We start from the raw sequence: 15,952 nt of genomic DNA on the forward strand, positions 1-15,952 counted from the left end.
GCCAGCCCGGGCTCGTACCAGGAAACGACGGCTGACGCAGGTGCGCCCGGCCGACTCGCCGGGGAGGGTGGCCTCGCAAGGGAGGACGCATGGGCTCTTGCGATTCGCCGCCTGCTCCGCACCAGCATCCCCGCGATCCCGCGCGCCACGTCGCCGCCAGCGCGCGTGAACGTGCGGCGATTCGCCGCAGCGGACCGGTGCACATCGTTCGCGTTTGACGGACCACCGGGGCCGGCGCACCCTCCCTGGCGTGTCGACCCGCAGCGCGCTCCCGCCCGGCTCCAAGCTGACCCTCCTGCAGACCTACCGCTATCTCCGCGACCCCTACGATTACCTGGCCCGCATGCTCGCGGAGAACGGCGACCCGTTCACCGCCCACGTCGTCAACGGCGACGTCGTGATCACCGGCAGCCCGGCCGGCGTGCAGCAGATCTTCTCCGCCGATCCCGACACCTTTGCCCCGTTCGGCGTCGCCGCCGCGCGCCCGCTGGTCGGCGACTTCTCGCTGCTGCTCCTCTCCGGCGAGCGCCATCGCAAGGAGCGCAAGCTGCTGATGCCGGCCTTCCACGGCGAACGCATGCGCGCCTACGGCGAGACGATCCGCGCCGCGGCCCACGCCGCCGCCGCGACATGGTCCAAAGGACAGCCTTTCACGTTCCAGAACAGCTCGCAGTGGATCTCGCTCGAGGTCATCATCCGCGCCGTGTTCGGGGTCGCCGACGCCGCCCGCGTCGAAGCCGTCCGCCAGGCCATCCTCGAGTTCGTCGCCGCCACCGCCCCGAGCATCCTGTTCTTCCCGTTCCTGCAGCGCGAATTCTTCGGCCGCGGCCCGTGGGCGCGCTTCTCACGGGCGCGCGAGAAGCTCGGCTTCCTCATCAGCGCCGAGCTGGCCGCCCGCCGCAGCCGCCCCGACGAGGTCGGCGACGACATCCTGAGCCGTATGCTCGCCGCGCGTCACGACGACGGCGCGGGCATGAGCGACGTCGAGATCCACGACGAGCTGCTCACCCTGCTGTTCGCCGGCCACGAGACCTCCGGCATCGCCCTCGCGTGGGCGATCTACTGGCTCCACCGCGACCGCGACCGTCTCGAGAAATTGCTCGCCGAGCTCGACGCCGCCGGCGAGCACCCCGAGCCCGAGGTGCTCGCGCGCCTGCCGTACCTCGAGGCCGTCGTGCACGAGACCCTGCGCCTCTACCCGATCGCCCCCGACGCGCCGCGGACCCTCGCGCGCCCGTTCGAACTCGGCGGCTATCGATTGCCCGCCGGCGTCTGCGTCGCCGCGGCCACCGCCCTGCTGCACGTGCGCCCCGACATCTACCCCGAGCCGCACGAGTTCCGCCCCGAACGTTTTATCAACAAGAAGTACAGCCCGTTCGAATACACACCGTTCGGCGGCGGCCACCGCCGCTGCCTCGGGGCCGCCTTCGCCCTCTACGAGATGAAGGTCGTGCTCGCCACGCTGCTCCGGCACTACCGCCTCGCGCTCGCCGAGCCGCGCGAGGTCAAGCCGGGCCGCCGCAACGTCGTCCTCGGCCCCGCGACCGGCGTGCGCGTCACCTTTCAGGGCCCCCGCCGCAGCGGCGATTCGCCGGCCTGACGCCTCGACGCTCACGGCTCGCCGGCGCCGGCTCGAACGTGCACCATCGGCTGCCCTCAAGAACATGTCCAAAAGGACAACATCATGCGCCGCTCGTCTGCTCCGTGCTCTCACCGGTTCGCGCGGCCCAGCTGGCGAGCGAGATCGTGCGGGATTGACAGCGAACCAATGACGGCGGGCGGCCGCTCTCGTCGACCGCCCTGCTGTCAGCGGCGTGCGGCTCAGCGGTCCTGCTCGCCCTCGTCGCGACCGCTCGGCGACATCGGCTCGTTGCGGGGCATCTCCGGCCGGTTCTCCGGCGTGGTCGAGGACGTCGACGCCTCGCGCTCCTCCACGACCTGCGGCTCGTCGCTCGTCCCCGTCATCCCCTGCGCTCCGCGCTGGGAGCGGGAGCGGGACGCGGCGCGGTTGCTGTGCGACGCGTGGCCGCCCTTCGCCCCGATCTCCGCCATGTGCTCGCGGTTCTGGCTCACCACCTCACCGCCCTTGCGGCCGGCCGCGCGGGCCTCCTCCGAGTCGAACTCGTGCGCCGTGCCCTTCTCGTGGGCTGCCCGGCCGCCCTTGCGCGCGATCTCCCGCTGCTTCTCCGCCTCCATCCCCGCGAACCCGCGTCCTCCGCGGTGCTCCCCTGATTTCCCGGTGCTGTTCGGCATTGCTGGTACCTCTGTCGCGGACCTGTATCCGCGCCGTGATGGGTTCTTTGTATGGATGTCCTCAAGGACAGAGCGCACATGACGCCGTCAGAGGACGTTTCGAGGGAACCATGGTCGACTGCACCGCCTCGGCAAGGCGGAGCTCGGCGCGCCTGGGGGGCCGTGGACCCCAATTCGAGCCGCGATCTCGCCGCCGGGGCCGCTGCGCCGGGGTTCTCGCTGTTGAGCCCGCTGGAGGAATACGGGAGACCCTGAGTCACTTGCGCATGCGACGACAGCAATTTTCACTCAGCGCAGTGCGCGAAACTGCGCCTCGGCCGCGATGGCGTTGACACCGCACCCTGGGGAGGGAGACGCTGGGGTCACGATGACCCGCAATTTCCCCGTCTTCGCCCTCGCCGGTGCCCTCGCCGGATTCGTCGGATTCGCCTGCAAGAGCGGCGGCGGAGGTTCGCAGGCGCCCGGCGACGTCACGGCGATCGAGGGGCCCTCGTCGTGTCCGCGCGCGGTGCCGGCGGCCGGTGCTCCATGTCCGCGGGGCGAGTCCGAGTTCTGCGTCTACCGCACCACCGGCGGCGATTTCGCCTGTGTCTGCGGCGGCGGCAAGTGGGGCTGCGGCTCCAAGTAGTAGAGGAAAGCACGCACTCGATCGCCGTGAACGCCTCACCGCGCCTGCGTCGGCCGACCGGGCTCGCGCGGCTGCGGCGCTGGCCCGGCGGCGCGCTGCTGCGCTACCCTCCGACGATGCTCCCTTATTCCGTCGCTCGGGTTCGCTGGACCGCGTTCACCCTGCTCCTCGCCTGCAGCTTCGACAGCAGCGGTCTGGTGAGTGTCGGCGAGCCGACCTCCACCACCTCGAGCGGCGACACCTCGACCGTCACCGCCGAGCCGGGGACCGGCACGAACGCCCTGCCGACCACCACCGCCGGCCCCGGGGGCAGCGAGAGCGACGGCGCGACCATGAGCACGACCACGCCGGTCGACCCCTCCAACACGACGACCACGACGACCGACACCACCACCACCGGGCCGGACACCACGACCACCTCGACGGGACCCGACGCCACCGACACGTCGACCACGAGCACGGACACGAGCACCTCGACCGGCCCCGACACCACCACCGGTCCCATGTGCATGGACCCCGGCCCCGAGCCCAACGAGACCGAGGCCGAGTCCTTCGACCTCGGCAACCAGCACTGCAAGGCCCCGCCGAAGAAGTTCTCCGGCGTGCTCGACGGCAACACCGACGTCGATTGGTACCGCTTCTTCGGCGACTTCAGCGGCAACAGCTGCAACGACAACGACCCCGACGGCGTCGCGTCGGTCATGGTGAGCGCCGACGGGCCGCTCGAGGTCTGCATGTACGCCGATTGTGACATCGACGGCGACACCGTCTTCACCTGCCCCAACGGCACCACCAGCACCTTGTCGCTCGAGGGCCGGAAGGGCTGCTGCGGCCCCGGCAGCATGAGCTACAGCATCAATTGCCAGGCCGGCGGCGACGAGAGCGCGATGCTGTACGTGCGCCTGCAGAAGGGCCCGGCCGACGCCTGCCTCGAGTACGAGGTCGAGTACAACTTCCACGTGAACTGAGGCCGCGCGGCCCACGAACATTGACGATGGGACATGTCGTGACGACATGTCCCATCGTGCATAAGGACATCGCGCCGCCTCACCCGCGCGGGCGCGCGGCCAGGTACTGCGGCGGCCACGTCACCCCGGGCCCGCGGTAGCTCTGTTCGGCCGCCGCGCGCAGCGTGAAGTGCGGATCGAGCAGGTGCGGCCGGGCCAGCGCGCACAGGTCGGCGCGGCCGGAGGCGATGATCGTGTTGACCTGGTCCCAGTCCTGGATCGCCCCCACGGCCATCGTCGTCACCCCGGCCTCGTGGCGGATCCGGTCGCTCAGGTGGGTCTGGAACATGCGCCCGTAGATCTCGGGCCGCGACTCCGGCGTCGTCTGGCCGGCCGACACGTCGACGAGGTCGCAGCCGTGGGCCTTGAGCATGCGCGCGATCTCCACCGCGTCCTCCTCGTCGAGGCCGTCGGGGATCCAGTCGGTCGCGGAGATCCGCACCGACACCGGCTTGTGCGCCGGCACGGCCGCGCGCACCGCGTCCAACACCTGCAGCGGGAAGCGCATGCGATTGGCGAGCGAGCCGCCGTACTCGTCGCGCCGCAGGTTCGTCAGCGGCGAGATGAACGACGCCAGCAGGTAGCCGTGGGCCATGTGGACCTCGACCAGATCGAAACCTGCCTCTTCGGCCAGCTGCGCCGCGCCCCGGAATTGCTCGACCACCGCCGCCATGTCGGCGGGCGTCATCGCCTTCGGCACCGCGAACCCGGGCGCGTAGGCCACCGGCGAAGGTCCGAGCAATTCCCAGCCGCCCTCCTGCAGCCCGGTGTCGGCGCCCTCCCACGGGTGCGCCGCCGAGCCCTTGCGCCCGGCGTGGCCGAGCTGGATCCCGATCTTCGCCGTCGAGTGCGCGTGCACGAAGTCGACCACGCGGCGCCACGCCGCCGCGTGCGCCGGCGACCAGATCCCGGTGCAGCCCGGGGTGATCCGGCCCTCCGGCGCGACGTTCGTCATCTCCGTCATCACCAGGCCGGCCCCGCCGACGGCGCACCCGCCGAGGTGGACCAGGTGCCATTCGCCCGGCAGCCCGTCGGCCGCCGAATACTGGCACATCGCCGACACCACCACGCGATTTTGCAGCGTCAGCTCGCGCAGGCGCAGCGGCGTGAACATCGGCGGCGGCGCCGGCTCGTGGGCCTCGCAGCCGTTCTGGCCGGCGAACCACCGGTCGAGCCCGCCGACGTACGCGCGGTCGCGGACGCGCAGGTTCTCGTAGGTCACCCGCTTGCTGCGGGTCATCATGCTGAGGACGAACTGCTGCGGGTCGAGGTGCTTGTAGCGGCGGACCTCCTCGAACCACGTCTGGCTGACCTTGGCGGCCCGCTGCAGCTTGGCGACCTCGAGCCAGCGCGCCTCGTGGTACGCCTGCAGCGCCGCCGGCACCGACGACTCGCGCTGCAGCGCCTCGCACAGCGCGATCGAGTCCTCCATCGCCAGCTTGGTGCCCGAGCCGATCGAGAAGTGGGCCGTGTGCGCGGCGTCGCCGATCAGCACCACGTTGCCCGACCACCAGCGCGCACACTTGACCTCGCGGAACGACAGCCAGCTCGACTTGTTGCTCATCAGCCGGTGTCCGCCGAGCTCCTCGGCGAACAGCCGCTCGCAGTAGGCCACGCTCTCCTCGGTGCTCATCGCGTCGAGCCCGGCCCGCCGCCAGGTCTCCGCGTCGGTCTCGACGATGAACGTGCTGGTCTCGCGGTCGAACGGGTAGGCGTGGACGACGAACAGCCCGTGGTGGTTCTCGCGCACGTAGAACGTGAACGCCGTCAGCTTCTTGGTCGTGCCGAGCCAGATGTACTTCGCCTTGCCCTCGGCGATCGTCGGCGCGAACACCTCGGCGAGCTGGCCGCGGACCTTGCTGTTGATCCCGTCGGCCGCGACCACCAGATCGGCCCCGCGGGTCGCCGGCGACTGCAGCCCCTCGTGCTCCGTCTCGAACTCGATCGCGACCCCGAGCCCCAGCGCGCGGTCTTGCAGGATCTCGAGCAGCCGCACCCGCGCGATCCCGCAGAACCCGTGGCCGCCCGAACGCACCACCTGTCCCTTGAAACAGGTGTCGATATCATCCCAGTGGATGAACGAGCCGGTGATCGCCGCATACGTCTCCGGGTCGGCGCGGCGGAAGTTGCCGAGCGTGCCGTCGGAGAACACCACGCCCCAGCCGAACGTGTCTCTGCGCCGGTTGCGCTCGACGACCACGACCTCGCAGTCGGGCCGCGCTTTCTTCACGAGCACGCTGAAATACAGGCCAGCCGGGCCGCCACCGAGGACCGCGATCTTCACCGCGCAATGCTACCGCGCCGCCGCCCGGGCCCCCAAGTGAGAAGCCTCGCGGCAGTGCGAGCGATCGTCTTCGGATTCGCGCCGACCTCGGGGCTGCCGTGTATGCTCACGCGGCATGTCAGCAACGAACGGCCCGCGCGACGGCCTCCTGCTGGTCGCCGCGTTCGCCTCGGGCGCGGCGGCCCTCGCCTACGAGATGTTGTGGACGCGGATGCTCGCGCTGTCGCTCGGCAGCGAGACCGTCGGCGTGCTCGCCGGGCTCGCCGGCTACTTCGCCGGCCTCGCCCTCGGGGCCGCGCTGCTGCACGACCGCACCCTCCGCGCCCGCGACCCGGCGCGCCTGTTCGTCGCGCTCGAGCTGGTCGCGGCCGGCTTCGCCGTCGTCTCGCCGCACCTCTTACAGCTGCTCGCGCGCGTGCTCCCGGCCTGGCTCGGCCCGCTCGCCGCCGCCGGGGGCACCGCGGCGCTGGCCGCCTCGACCGCCGTCGCCGCGGCTGTCCTCGCTCTCGGCGCCGCCCCGCTCGGCGCCTCGCTCGCCGCGCTCGTCGAGGCCCGCCGTCGCACCTGGCCTTCCGACCACGACGGCCGCGGCCTCGGGCGGATCTACGGCGCGAACACTCTCGGCGCCGCCCTCGCCGCCCTCGTCAGCATCCATGTGGTGTTCCCCGCCCTCGGCTACGCCATCGGCGCTGCGCTCGCCGCCGGCGCCGGCCTCGCCGCCGCCCTGACCCTTCGCGCCTGGTCGGCACGTGTCTCCTCGGACATGTCACGGGCGATCGCGGCACCTGTCTCTCCGGACACGTCCTTATCAGCCCCCGCCGGCGCGAGCGCGAATGCCCCCGAGGACATGTCCCGAGCGCCAGCCCACTCCCCGCTGGCGTCGCCGGCCGCCGCGGCGGTCGTCGACGCCTCGCGCGACCCGGACCCCGACCTGCTGCGCGAGCCGTGGCTGCTCGACCTCGTGTCCTTCGGGACAGGCCTGACCGGCATCGGCCTCCAGGTCGTCGGCGTGCGGGTCCTCGGCCAGCACCTCGAGAACACCATCTACACCTTCGCCCACATCCTCGCCGCCTACCTGCTCGCCACCGGCGTGGGCGCCGTCGTCTACCAGCGCCTGGCCGCGCGCGCCGTCGCCGGTCGCCCGGCCACCGTCACGGCCGCGCTGCTGTGGTTGCTCGGGCTGCTCGTCGTCCCGGCGGCCGTCGCCCTCGCGTACGCCCCCGAGCTGCTGCAGGCGCTCGCGCCCGAGGCCGCCGGGCTCGGGCGCGCCGCGCTGGCCGAGGTCGCGGTGGCGACCCTCGTGTTCGCGCCGACGGCCCTGGTGCTCGGCGCCCTGCTCAGCCACGTCATCGGCCTGGCGGCCGCGACCGGCCGGGGCGTCGGCCGGACCTACGCCTGGAACGCGCTCGGCTGCGCCGCCGCCCCGTTCGTGTTCGGCCTCGTGGCGATCCCCCGCCTCGGCTACGCCGACGCCTTCTACGCCGTGCTCTACGCCTACCTGGCGCTGTTCGCCGCGTTCGGGTGGTTCCGCCGCTTCGCCCCCGTCAAGCTCATCGGCGGCGTGCTCGTCGGCGTCGCCCTCACCGCCGCCGGCCCGCGCTCGCTCGTGCTCGCGGCCAGCGACGACGGGTGGGTCCGCCGCGAGGAGCGGCAGACGCTGCACGGCCTCGTCGCCGTCAGCGAGCGCCCCGGCCCGGGCGGCGCCCCGCTGCGCCGGCTGCAGATCGGCAAGCTGTTCCGCATGGGCGGCGCCGCCGGGTTCGGCGAGCAGCGCATGGGCCAGGTCTGTTCACTCCTGTCTCATGCGTCAGGTCCCGAAGGACCTATCCCAAAGGCCCTGTACCTCGGGCTAGGCACCGGATCGACCATGGGCGGCGCGCTGGCGGTCCCGCACGCCGCCGCCGAGGGCGTCGAGCTGGTGCCGGAGATCGTCGAGCTCCTGCCGCAATTCGCCGACATCAACCACGACCTCGCCAAGCGCCCCGAGGTCGCGCTGCACGCCGCCGACGCCCGCCGCTACCTCGCCGCCGCGCCGACCCGCTACGACCTCGTGGTCGCCGACCTGTTCCACCCCGGCCAGGCCGGCGCCAGCGCCCTGTTCGCCCGCGAGCACTTCGCCGCCGCCCGCGACCACCTGCGCCCCGGCGGCCTGATGTGCCAGTGGCTCCCGCTCTACCAGCTCGACGAGGCCGACGTGCGCACGATCGTCCGCACCTTCCTCGACGTGTTCCCCGAGACCTACGCGTTCCTCGGCATCTACAACGCCCAGAACCCCGCGCTCGCGCTCGTCGGCCGCGCCCCCGACCCGGCCGCGGACCAGCTCCGCCTCGACGTCGCCCGCCTCGCCGCCGACACCGCCGAGCTGCGCAACATCGTCGACCCGCGCGACCTGCTGGCGTCGTACGTCATGGGCCCCGACGAGCTCGCCGCCTGGTCCGACGGCGCCCCGCGCAACACCGACCTCGCGCCCGAGATCGCCTTCCAGGCCGCCCGCGTGGCCTACCGCGACGACCGCACTCTCGGCGCGCACAACCTCGCCGCCATCCTGCAGCGCGCCGTCCCGGCCCCCGCGGCCATCCTCGCCGGCAGCGGCGCCGAGGCCCTCGCCGCCGCGGCCCAGCCGTTCACCGCCGCGGCCCGCCACTACCTCGCCGGCGAGATCGCCCGCGGCGACCTGGCAGATCTTTCAAGCATGTCCTGGGAGACAGCCGAGCAATTCGTCCGCGCCTACGAGGCCGACCCCGAGTTCGCCCCCGCCCGCGGCGCCCTCTACACGATCACGCGCAAGAACCAGGCGCTGGCCGCGAAGATCCTCCCGCGCATGCTGGCCCGGACCCCCGACGAGCCGCGCGTCTACGAGGCCTACCTGCTCCACCTCCGCGCCGCCGGCGACGAATCGGCCTACAAGCAATTGCGCGACGAGGCCGCCGCCAAGTTCCCGGGCGCCCCGCTGCCGTGATCATTCCCCATGAATGGCGAGACCCGCGGATCGCCGCGGGTCCGACTCGCATCATCGACGCCGGGACTCACCCGCGGGTCGCGTCGTAGCGCGGGCTCGCCAGCGACCACTCGATGTTGCCTCGCTGCCACTCGAGCAGCCCCTGCAGGTACGTCTGCACCGCCTGGTCTTCGGGGTGGGCCGCGCTCACCTCGCGCACGCACGCCTCGAGCTCGCGGGCCTCGGCGTTGGCGAGCTCGGTCGCCTCGCGCAGGGCCGTCGCCAGCGAGCAGCCGCGCTCGCACATCAGCACGTGGACCAGGTTGTTGGGGTTCTTGTGGCGCAGCACCTCTTTGGGGAACGACACGATGTCGTTGAAGTAGCCGACGGTGCGGCTGGCCGCGCGGCGGGCTCGCAGCATCATCGGGCAGTCGCGCACCGCCGGGGCCAGACGGATCTGCGCCGCCAGCTCGATGAGGTCGAGCGCCGTCAGCACGCCGCTGTCGTGCTCGCGCTGGGCCAGGTACTCGCGCAGCGGCGGCGTGCGCGAGGTGCCCCAGTTGCGCACGGCCGGCAGCACCCCGAGCGACATGTGATCGGCGGTCACGCACCACAGGCGGTCGAGCCAGGCCCCGCCGGCGAGGTCGAGCGCGCCGCGGCGGAACTCGAGCAGCAGGCGGTCGAGCGGGTCGACCTCGCCGCTCGGCTGACGCGCGCCGGACAGCAGCGCCAGCGCGTGGTCGATCTGCCGCCGCACCCGGCTCTGGTCGTCGCGGCTGCGCAGCTCCTCGTCGTGCATGTCGTCGAAGAAGAACAGCCAGTTACACCACGTCGCGCACAGCACCCCGCGCTCGACCGAGGCCGACGGATACACGTGGCGGCCGAGCGTGTTGAAGCCGTCGAAGCGGCCGCGGTTGTGCGCGTGCACCAGCCCGAGCCGCTCGGCCTGCGCCAGCGCGCGGGCCTCGATCTCGTCGGCGCGCGGGTTCTCGCGCCGCGGCGCCAGCGTCACGAAATCGTCGATGGCCAGCGGCGCGTCGCGGCGTGAGGTCAGAAAGAGGTCGTTCGTCGCGTCCGAAACGGGCGAGAGGGTCGTCATGGGGGTCAGGTCTTGTTGTCCGGGGTCACGCCGCCGGCAAGCGGCGCGGGCCCGGGCCCGCCGCGCCGGAGGCGGTGTCGCGCGCACCATGAGCGACGCCGGAGGCCCGAACGGATCTCGGCGTCGTTCCGCCGAATTCGGGCTCCTTTCGCCAGATGCGCATCTTGCGCGAATCATTTCGCAACCCGCGCGCGCGGCGGCGGGTCCGCGTCGACGTCGTCGCGCGGCGGCGTTCGGGGGGTCGGTGCATGTTCAAGGAACGACGGACGTGGGGGATCGGGGTTCGTCGTCGCGCGCTACTTCGCCTGCGGCTTGCGCTGGCCCATCTGCACGATGCAGTGCTTGAGCGCGTCGCGGAGCTTGGCGAACACCGCCACGCGCGCGAGGTCGACGCCGAGGGCGACGATCGTCTGGGCGATGGTCGGGTGAATGCCCGTCAGGATGCCCTCGGCGCCGAGCAGGCGGATCGCCTGGATCATGCCGATCAGGTGGCCCGCGGTGCCGGTGTCGACGACCTCGACGCCGGTGAGGTCGAGGATCGCGAAGCGGGCCCGCGTCCTGGCCACCGTCGTCAGCAGGTTGTCCATGATCTCGGCGGTGCGGACGCTGTCGACCAGGCCGACGATCGGCAGCGTCAACACGCCGTCCCACACCTCGATGATCGGCGTCGACAGCTCGCGGATCACCTCTTGCTGGCGCTCGATCAGCTCGAGCTTGGCCCGCAGCTCGAGCTCGCTGCGGCGCGCCTCGGTGACGTCGAGCGTGATGCCGACGACCGCCGCGTCGGCCGCGTTCGGGGGCATCGGGATGTACCACGTCTGCCAGTGCATCCCGTGCACCTCGGCCGGCAGCCCCGAGATCGGCTCGCCATGCAGGGCCCGGCGCACGCCGTCGAGGTCACCGCCGCTCTTGTAGACGTCGAAGATGTTCTGCCCGACGAAGTGATGCGACGTCATCCCGGCCGTGCGCACGCCCTTGCCGTCCTGATAGAGGAACGTGCCGCGCCGGTCGATCGCCCACAATGCGACGTCGAGGTACTCCTTGATCGCCTGCAGCATCTGCGACTCGAGCAGCGCGCGCCGCTCGGTGACCACGCGAGCCGTCGCGTCGTGGCCGTAGAGCGTCACGCTCTCGGGTCGATGGTCGGCCCCGCGATTCACCTGCCACCACGATTCGAACAGCATCGGTTCGGACGCGCCGGGCAGCTCCCATACGCGCGTATTCGCGCCGTCCTCGAAGAGGGCACCCCACCCCCCGGACACCGGTAGCAGCTCCCCGAGGGGTCGCCCCACCGCCGCCGCGCGCGGCGTCTTGAAGGTCTGTTCCGCCCGCCGATTCCAGCCGGACACGCGAAGCGCCGGGTCGACGTCGATGACGACGAGGGGCGCGTCCTGCAGCAAGGTCCGTTCGTCCACGTGCCCGTTGTACCGTGTCCGCGGACATCTGTCCGTCTCCACGTACGCAGACCCAAGGGCGGATCCGCGCCTGCCGCGAATGTGCGCAGTTCCGCGATTATGCCTTGCGGGCGGCCTGAATGCAGTGTTTGAGCGCGTCGCGCAGCTTTGCATACACCGCGACGTGGGACAGGTCGACGCCGAGCGCGACGATTGTTTGAGCGATCGTCGGGTGGATGCCGGTGAGGATCCCTTCCGTGCCGAGCAGCCGGATCGCCTGGATCATCCGGATCAGGTGGCTCGCGGTGCCGGTGTCGACGACCTCGACGCCGGTGAGGTCGAGGATGGCGAAGCGGGCCCGCGTCTGCGTGACCGCCTGCAGCAGGCTCTCCATGATCTCGGCGGTGCGAGCGGTGTCGATGAGACCGACGATCGGCATCGTCAGCACGCCGTCCCACACCTCGATGATCGGCGTGGCGAGCTCGCGGATCACCTCTTGCTGGCGCTCGATCAGCTCGAGCTTCTGGCGCATCTCGATCTCGGCGCGCCTCGCCTCGGTGACGTTGAGCGTCACCCCGACCAGGCGCGCCTCGCCCGGCTCGCCCGCCATCGGGATGTAGTAGGTGTCCCAGACGACCCCGTGCGCCTCGGCCCCCTGCGTGCGCGCCGGCTCGCCCTGCAGCGCCCGCTCGATCAGCGGGTTGTTGCCGAGGTCCTTGTACAGCTCGAGCATGTTGAGGCCGACGAACTGGTGCGGCGTGATGCCGGCGTCGACGATCGCCTTGCCGTCCTGGTAGAGGAACACCCCGTGCTCGTCGGTCGCCCACAGCGCGATGTCGAGGTTCTCCTTGATCGCGCGCAGCATCGTCGACTCGAGCGCCGCGCGGGCCTCGTCCGCCGCGCGGGCGCTGGCGTCGTGGCCGTACAGCCGCACGCTGCGCAGCCGGCCGTCGTCGTCGCGGCCGACCTGCGACCACGCCTCGAACGCCAGCGTCGCCTCGCCCTTGCGGACCGGCCACACCCGCGGCGACTCGCCGTCGCCGTCGGTCAGCGCGCGCCAGCTCGCGCCCGCGAGCGGCAGCACCTCGTCGAGCGGGCGGCCCACGGCCGCGGCCGCATCTGTCCCGAAGACCAGCTCGGCGCGGCGGTTCCAGGCGGTCACGATGAGCCCGGGGTCGACCTCGATCACGACCAGGGGGGCGCCCTCCAGCTTGCTGGTTTCGCTCACGAACCATTGTTTATCGCAACACGAGGCCCACTGTCCCCATCTCTTTCGCCCGTCGGGGGTGCGCGCCAGCGCGCGCCGACGATCTGTCCTGAAGGACATGTCGGTCGGCGCACGCAGCGGCGGCGCCGCAGATCCTCTAAAGTGCCTCATGCCTCGCGTTCGACCGGAGCTCGGGCTCATGATCGCGCTCTGCGCCGCGCCACGGCTCGCTCGCGCCGACCAGTTCGTGCCGCCCGTGGACAAGTTCGCCGTCGAGGTGACGATCGCGGTCGAGAACCTCGGCGACTACCCGCAGTATCTGTTCGTGCTGTGGCCCGACGGCTGCTCGCACAACGAGGAATCGCTCGCCAGCTACACGATCTTGAACCTGGAAGAGGACGACGGCCGCAGCGATTTCCTCGCCGAGGGCTGCGTCACGCAGCGCCTGTTCGCCTTCCCCGCCGACACCTACGCGGTCGACGAGGACGTCCTGCCCGAGGCCGCGCGGCGCCAGCTGGGCGACGAGCGGCCGACCGACCCGCGCGTGCTGGTGGAGACGATCGAGGGCGAGCAGCGGTGGTGGCGGCCCTTCGACAGCGACGGGTACCGCATCGAGGACGTGTACCGCGTGCGCATCGACGCCGGCGGCCTCACGCTCACGCCCACCCGCGTCCGCTTCGACTTCGGCGGCGGCCGGATCCTCGACAGGGCCTATTACAAGGGGCGGCGGCCGCGGCTCCCGCGGCCGCAGGACATCCCGCCTGCTCCCCCGCCCGAGGCGGCGAAGCCCGCCGTCGAGGCTCTGCCGGCGCCGGGGGCGGCGGTCGAGGCGACGGCGCCGGACCCGGAGGAGAAGCCGCCTGCAAATGCACCGTCGTCCGACGAGAGCGCCCCATCGACGGTGCGGACCCCTGCCGAGTCGCCGCCCCCCGCGACCGCCGCCGGGGAGATCTCGACAGAGCCGTGGCCGCCGCCGCAGCTCGTCTACGGCGGGCTGTGCCTGCTGGTCGCGCTCGGCGCCGGCCTGGCCCTCCGCCGCCGCTAGTCTCGCGCCGCCGAGCGCGGCCCTCCTTCTGTCCATTCGAGCATGCTCTTTCAAGCATGTCCTGATCGACATGTCTCGACGCGCATCAAACTCGCGTCAGCCGACCCGTTCGACGCGGAAGCGGCACACCGGGTCGCCGCAGGCGATGCACGCCTCCTCGACCGCGTGGAACGTGCCGAACCGCTCGGTCATCGGGCCCTCGCCGTAGATCAGCGCGAAGATCCCCGCGGCCGCGCCCTTGTGGCCGTGGCACAGCGGCGTGCTCGTGATCCCGAGGTACTCGCGGGCCCCGATCGCCTCGTAGCCGTTGACCGACTCGACCCGCATCGACTGCCCCGGATCGAGGCCGGTGATGTGCCAGTGGCCGTAGCCGAGCGCGTTGCTGAAGGCCATCGTCGCGAACAGCGGGTCGTCGGGGCCGCGCAACATCGGCGCCACCAGGCTCTCCCACTCCGGCGAGCTCATCACCCCGCGGAACGTGTTGAGCGCGCAGTACTCGGCCTCTGCGACCAGCAGGCGCTCCCCCGTGGCCCCGCGGCCGACCCGCCGCATCTCCGCGAGGAAGCCGATGCACACGCGATTGTAGAAATCGGCCGGCATGCACGCGAGGTACACGCCGAAGGCGGGGATCAACCCGTCGTCACCGCCTGCGATCGGCATCGCCACCAGCGCGTCGAGGATCGCCTGCTCGTCGATCGCCGGCGAGCGCAACCACTCGCCGCCCTCGCGGGCGCGGAATTCGAGCGGGCGCTTGCTGTTGCGCGCGATCGGGTCGGTGCGCCCGCGCTCGACCGCGAAGCGGCACGCCGGCGCGCCGCGGGCCATGCACTCGAGCTCGCGCGCGTGCACGAGCTCGCCCGTGATCGCGTGCACGGCCCCCTGGATGTAGCCCTCGGCGAAGCTGCAGACCATCCGCTCGGGTCGACCGAGGCTGGCGAACCACCCCTCGACGAAGTGCGACGCCGGGCCGACGACGACGCCCTCGTCGGCGCGCGAGAAGTCGAGGCGCCCGAACCCCAGGTGGGAATACAGCCGCTCGGCCAGGGCCCAGCGCGCCGCCGGGCTGTCGCCCGAGCTCAGCGCCAGGTCGATGTACTCGGCGAACACGCACTCGGCCGCGCCGACGATCAGCCGCTTGCCGTCGACGAGGTCGGCGGACTCCACGGTCCGCTGCAGCCGCGCGTTGTAGTGATGGCAATGGAGCAGCACGTCCTTGCCCGCGATCACCCGCCGGCCGCTCGGCGCGTCGTAATGCATGACCAGCCGTTCCGCGAGCGCAGAGATCTCCGTGACCATGGGGCTATTGTGCCACGCGTGCGCCATCAGCGTCCCCTGTCGCGCGGGCTTGCGGGCTCGTAAGATCGCCGGGTGCGTCGCGTCTTCATCCTCGTCCACGGCGTCGTCTCCTACCTGGTCGTCCTCGGCGTATTCACCTGGTTCGCCGGCTTCGTCGCCGGCTTCGGCGTACCCAGGACGATCGACGACGGCCCGCCGGTCGCGTGGCCGCGGGCGCTGCTGGTCGACGCGGCGCTGCTCGCCAGCTTCGCGCTGCAGCACAGCGTCATGGCGCGACCATGGTTCAAGCGCGTCTGGACGGTGTTCATCCACGAATCCGCCGAGCGCTCGACCTACGTCCTGCTCGCCTCGCTGCAGCTCGCCCTGTTGATGTGGGCCTGGAAGCCGCTGCCGACGCCGATCTGGGACCTCGGCCACGGCTGGCTCGCCGGCCTCGTCCACGGCCTCGCCGCGATCGGCTGGGGTCTCGTGCTGGTCTCGACCTTCGCCATCGACCACTTCCACCTGTTCGGCCTGCGCCAGGCCGTGGACCACTGGCTCGGTCGCCCCGCGCACGAGCCAGACTTCCGCGTCCGTGGTCCCTATCGCCTGGTTCGTCACCCGATCATGCTCGGGTTCTTGATCGCGTTCTGGGCCGCGCCGACGATGAGCGTCGGTCACCTCGGCTTCGCGCTGGCGATGACGCTCTACGTCTTCGTCGCGCTCGAGCTCGAGGAGCGCGACCTCCGCGCCCAGCACGGCGCGCACTACCACGGCTACGAGGCGCAGATCCCCCGCCTGAACCCGTTCGCGCGCCGCTGA

The 15,952-nt window shown here is 71.8% G+C and carries 12 protein-coding genes; 6 read left to right on the top strand and 6 right to left on the bottom strand.

Features of this window, described 5'->3' with window-relative positions; genetic code table 11:
* Positions 1-250 precede the first annotated feature (250 nt).
* Positions 251-1,600 carry a cytochrome P450 gene (locus tag K7C98_RS09970; RefSeq protein ID WP_224191367.1) on the top strand — a complete coding sequence of 450 codons (1,350 nt, stop codon included), beginning with the start codon at positions 251-253 and terminating at the stop codon, positions 1,598-1,600.
* Positions 1,601-1,821: 221 nt separating this feature from the next.
* Here K7C98_RS09970 and K7C98_RS09975 read toward each other — a convergent pair whose 3' ends face one another.
* Entirely contained in the window at positions 1,822-2,253 is a 432-nt protein-coding gene (locus K7C98_RS09975) for a KGG domain-containing protein (protein ID WP_224191368.1), read from the bottom strand.
* A 367-nt stretch (positions 2,254-2,620) separates the two neighbouring features.
* On the opposite strand from K7C98_RS09975, the gene K7C98_RS09980 reads away from it, so the two are divergent.
* Together K7C98_RS09980 and K7C98_RS09985 are read left to right on the top strand one after the other, a co-directional pair.
* The gene (locus K7C98_RS09980) at positions 2,621-2,881 is read left to right on the top strand and encodes a hypothetical protein (protein ID WP_224191369.1); all 261 of its coding nucleotides are present in this window, start codon (positions 2,621-2,623) and stop codon (positions 2,879-2,881) included.
* Between the two features lie 26 nt (positions 2,882-2,907).
* Positions 2,908-3,849, top strand: a complete 942-nt coding sequence (locus tag K7C98_RS09985; protein ID WP_224191370.1) for a hypothetical protein — start codon at positions 2,908-2,910, stop codon at positions 3,847-3,849.
* A gap of 79 nt (positions 3,850-3,928) precedes the next feature.
* On the opposite strand, the gene K7C98_RS09990 is transcribed toward K7C98_RS09985, so the two are convergent.
* Positions 3,929-6,172 (bottom strand): bifunctional salicylyl-CoA 5-hydroxylase/oxidoreductase, encoded by a 2,244-nt coding sequence (locus K7C98_RS09990; protein ID WP_224191371.1) that lies wholly within the window; start codon positions 6,170-6,172, stop codon positions 3,929-3,931.
* A 115-nt stretch (positions 6,173-6,287) separates the two neighbouring features.
* Between K7C98_RS09990 and K7C98_RS09995 the strand changes: the two genes are divergently transcribed.
* Positions 6,288-9,131: a hypothetical protein gene (locus tag K7C98_RS09995; protein WP_224191372.1), complete on the top strand. Its 2,844-nt coding sequence runs from the start codon at positions 6,288-6,290 to the stop codon at positions 9,129-9,131.
* A 67-nt stretch (positions 9,132-9,198) separates the two neighbouring features.
* Here K7C98_RS09995 and K7C98_RS10000 read toward each other — a convergent pair whose 3' ends face one another.
* The 3 genes from K7C98_RS10000 to K7C98_RS44690 all read right to left on the bottom strand — a co-directional run bounded on the left by K7C98_RS10000 (position 9,199) and on the right by K7C98_RS44690 (position 12,831).
* Positions 9,199-10,209, bottom strand: a complete 1,011-nt coding sequence (locus K7C98_RS10000; protein ID WP_224191373.1) for a terpene synthase family protein — start codon at positions 10,207-10,209, stop codon at positions 9,199-9,201.
* Between the two features lie 296 nt (positions 10,210-10,505).
* Positions 10,506-11,624 carry an STAS domain-containing protein gene (locus tag K7C98_RS44685; protein ID WP_224191374.1) on the bottom strand — a complete coding sequence of 373 codons (1,119 nt, stop codon included), beginning with the start codon at positions 11,622-11,624 and terminating at the stop codon, positions 10,506-10,508.
* Positions 11,625-11,721: 97 nt separating this feature from the next.
* Positions 11,722-12,831, bottom strand: a complete 1,110-nt coding sequence (locus tag K7C98_RS44690) for an STAS domain-containing protein (RefSeq protein ID WP_224191375.1) — start codon at positions 12,829-12,831, stop codon at positions 11,722-11,724.
* A gap of 178 nt (positions 12,832-13,009) precedes the next feature.
* Here K7C98_RS44690 and K7C98_RS10015 point away from each other — a divergent pair, with 178 nt between their 5' ends.
* A complete protein-coding gene (locus K7C98_RS10015) occupies positions 13,010-13,855 on the top strand; it encodes a hypothetical protein (RefSeq protein ID WP_224191376.1) in 846 nt (281 codons plus the stop codon).
* A 96-nt stretch (positions 13,856-13,951) separates the two neighbouring features.
* Here K7C98_RS10015 and K7C98_RS10020 read toward each other — a convergent pair whose 3' ends face one another.
* Positions 13,952-15,151, bottom strand: coding sequence for a 4-vinyl reductase (locus tag K7C98_RS10020; RefSeq protein WP_224191377.1), 1,200 nt, complete (start codon positions 15,149-15,151; stop codon positions 13,952-13,954).
* 72 nt (positions 15,152-15,223) lie between these two features.
* Between K7C98_RS10020 and mddA the strand changes: the two genes are divergently transcribed.
* A complete protein-coding gene (gene mddA / locus K7C98_RS10025) occupies positions 15,224-15,952 on the top strand; it encodes a methanethiol S-methyltransferase (RefSeq protein ID WP_224191378.1) in 729 nt (242 codons plus the stop codon).

It is taken from the genome of Nannocystis pusilla (genome assembly GCF_020073745.1).
Taxonomy (GTDB): Bacteria; Myxococcota_A; Polyangia; order Nannocystales; family Nannocystaceae; genus Nannocystis; species Nannocystis radixulma.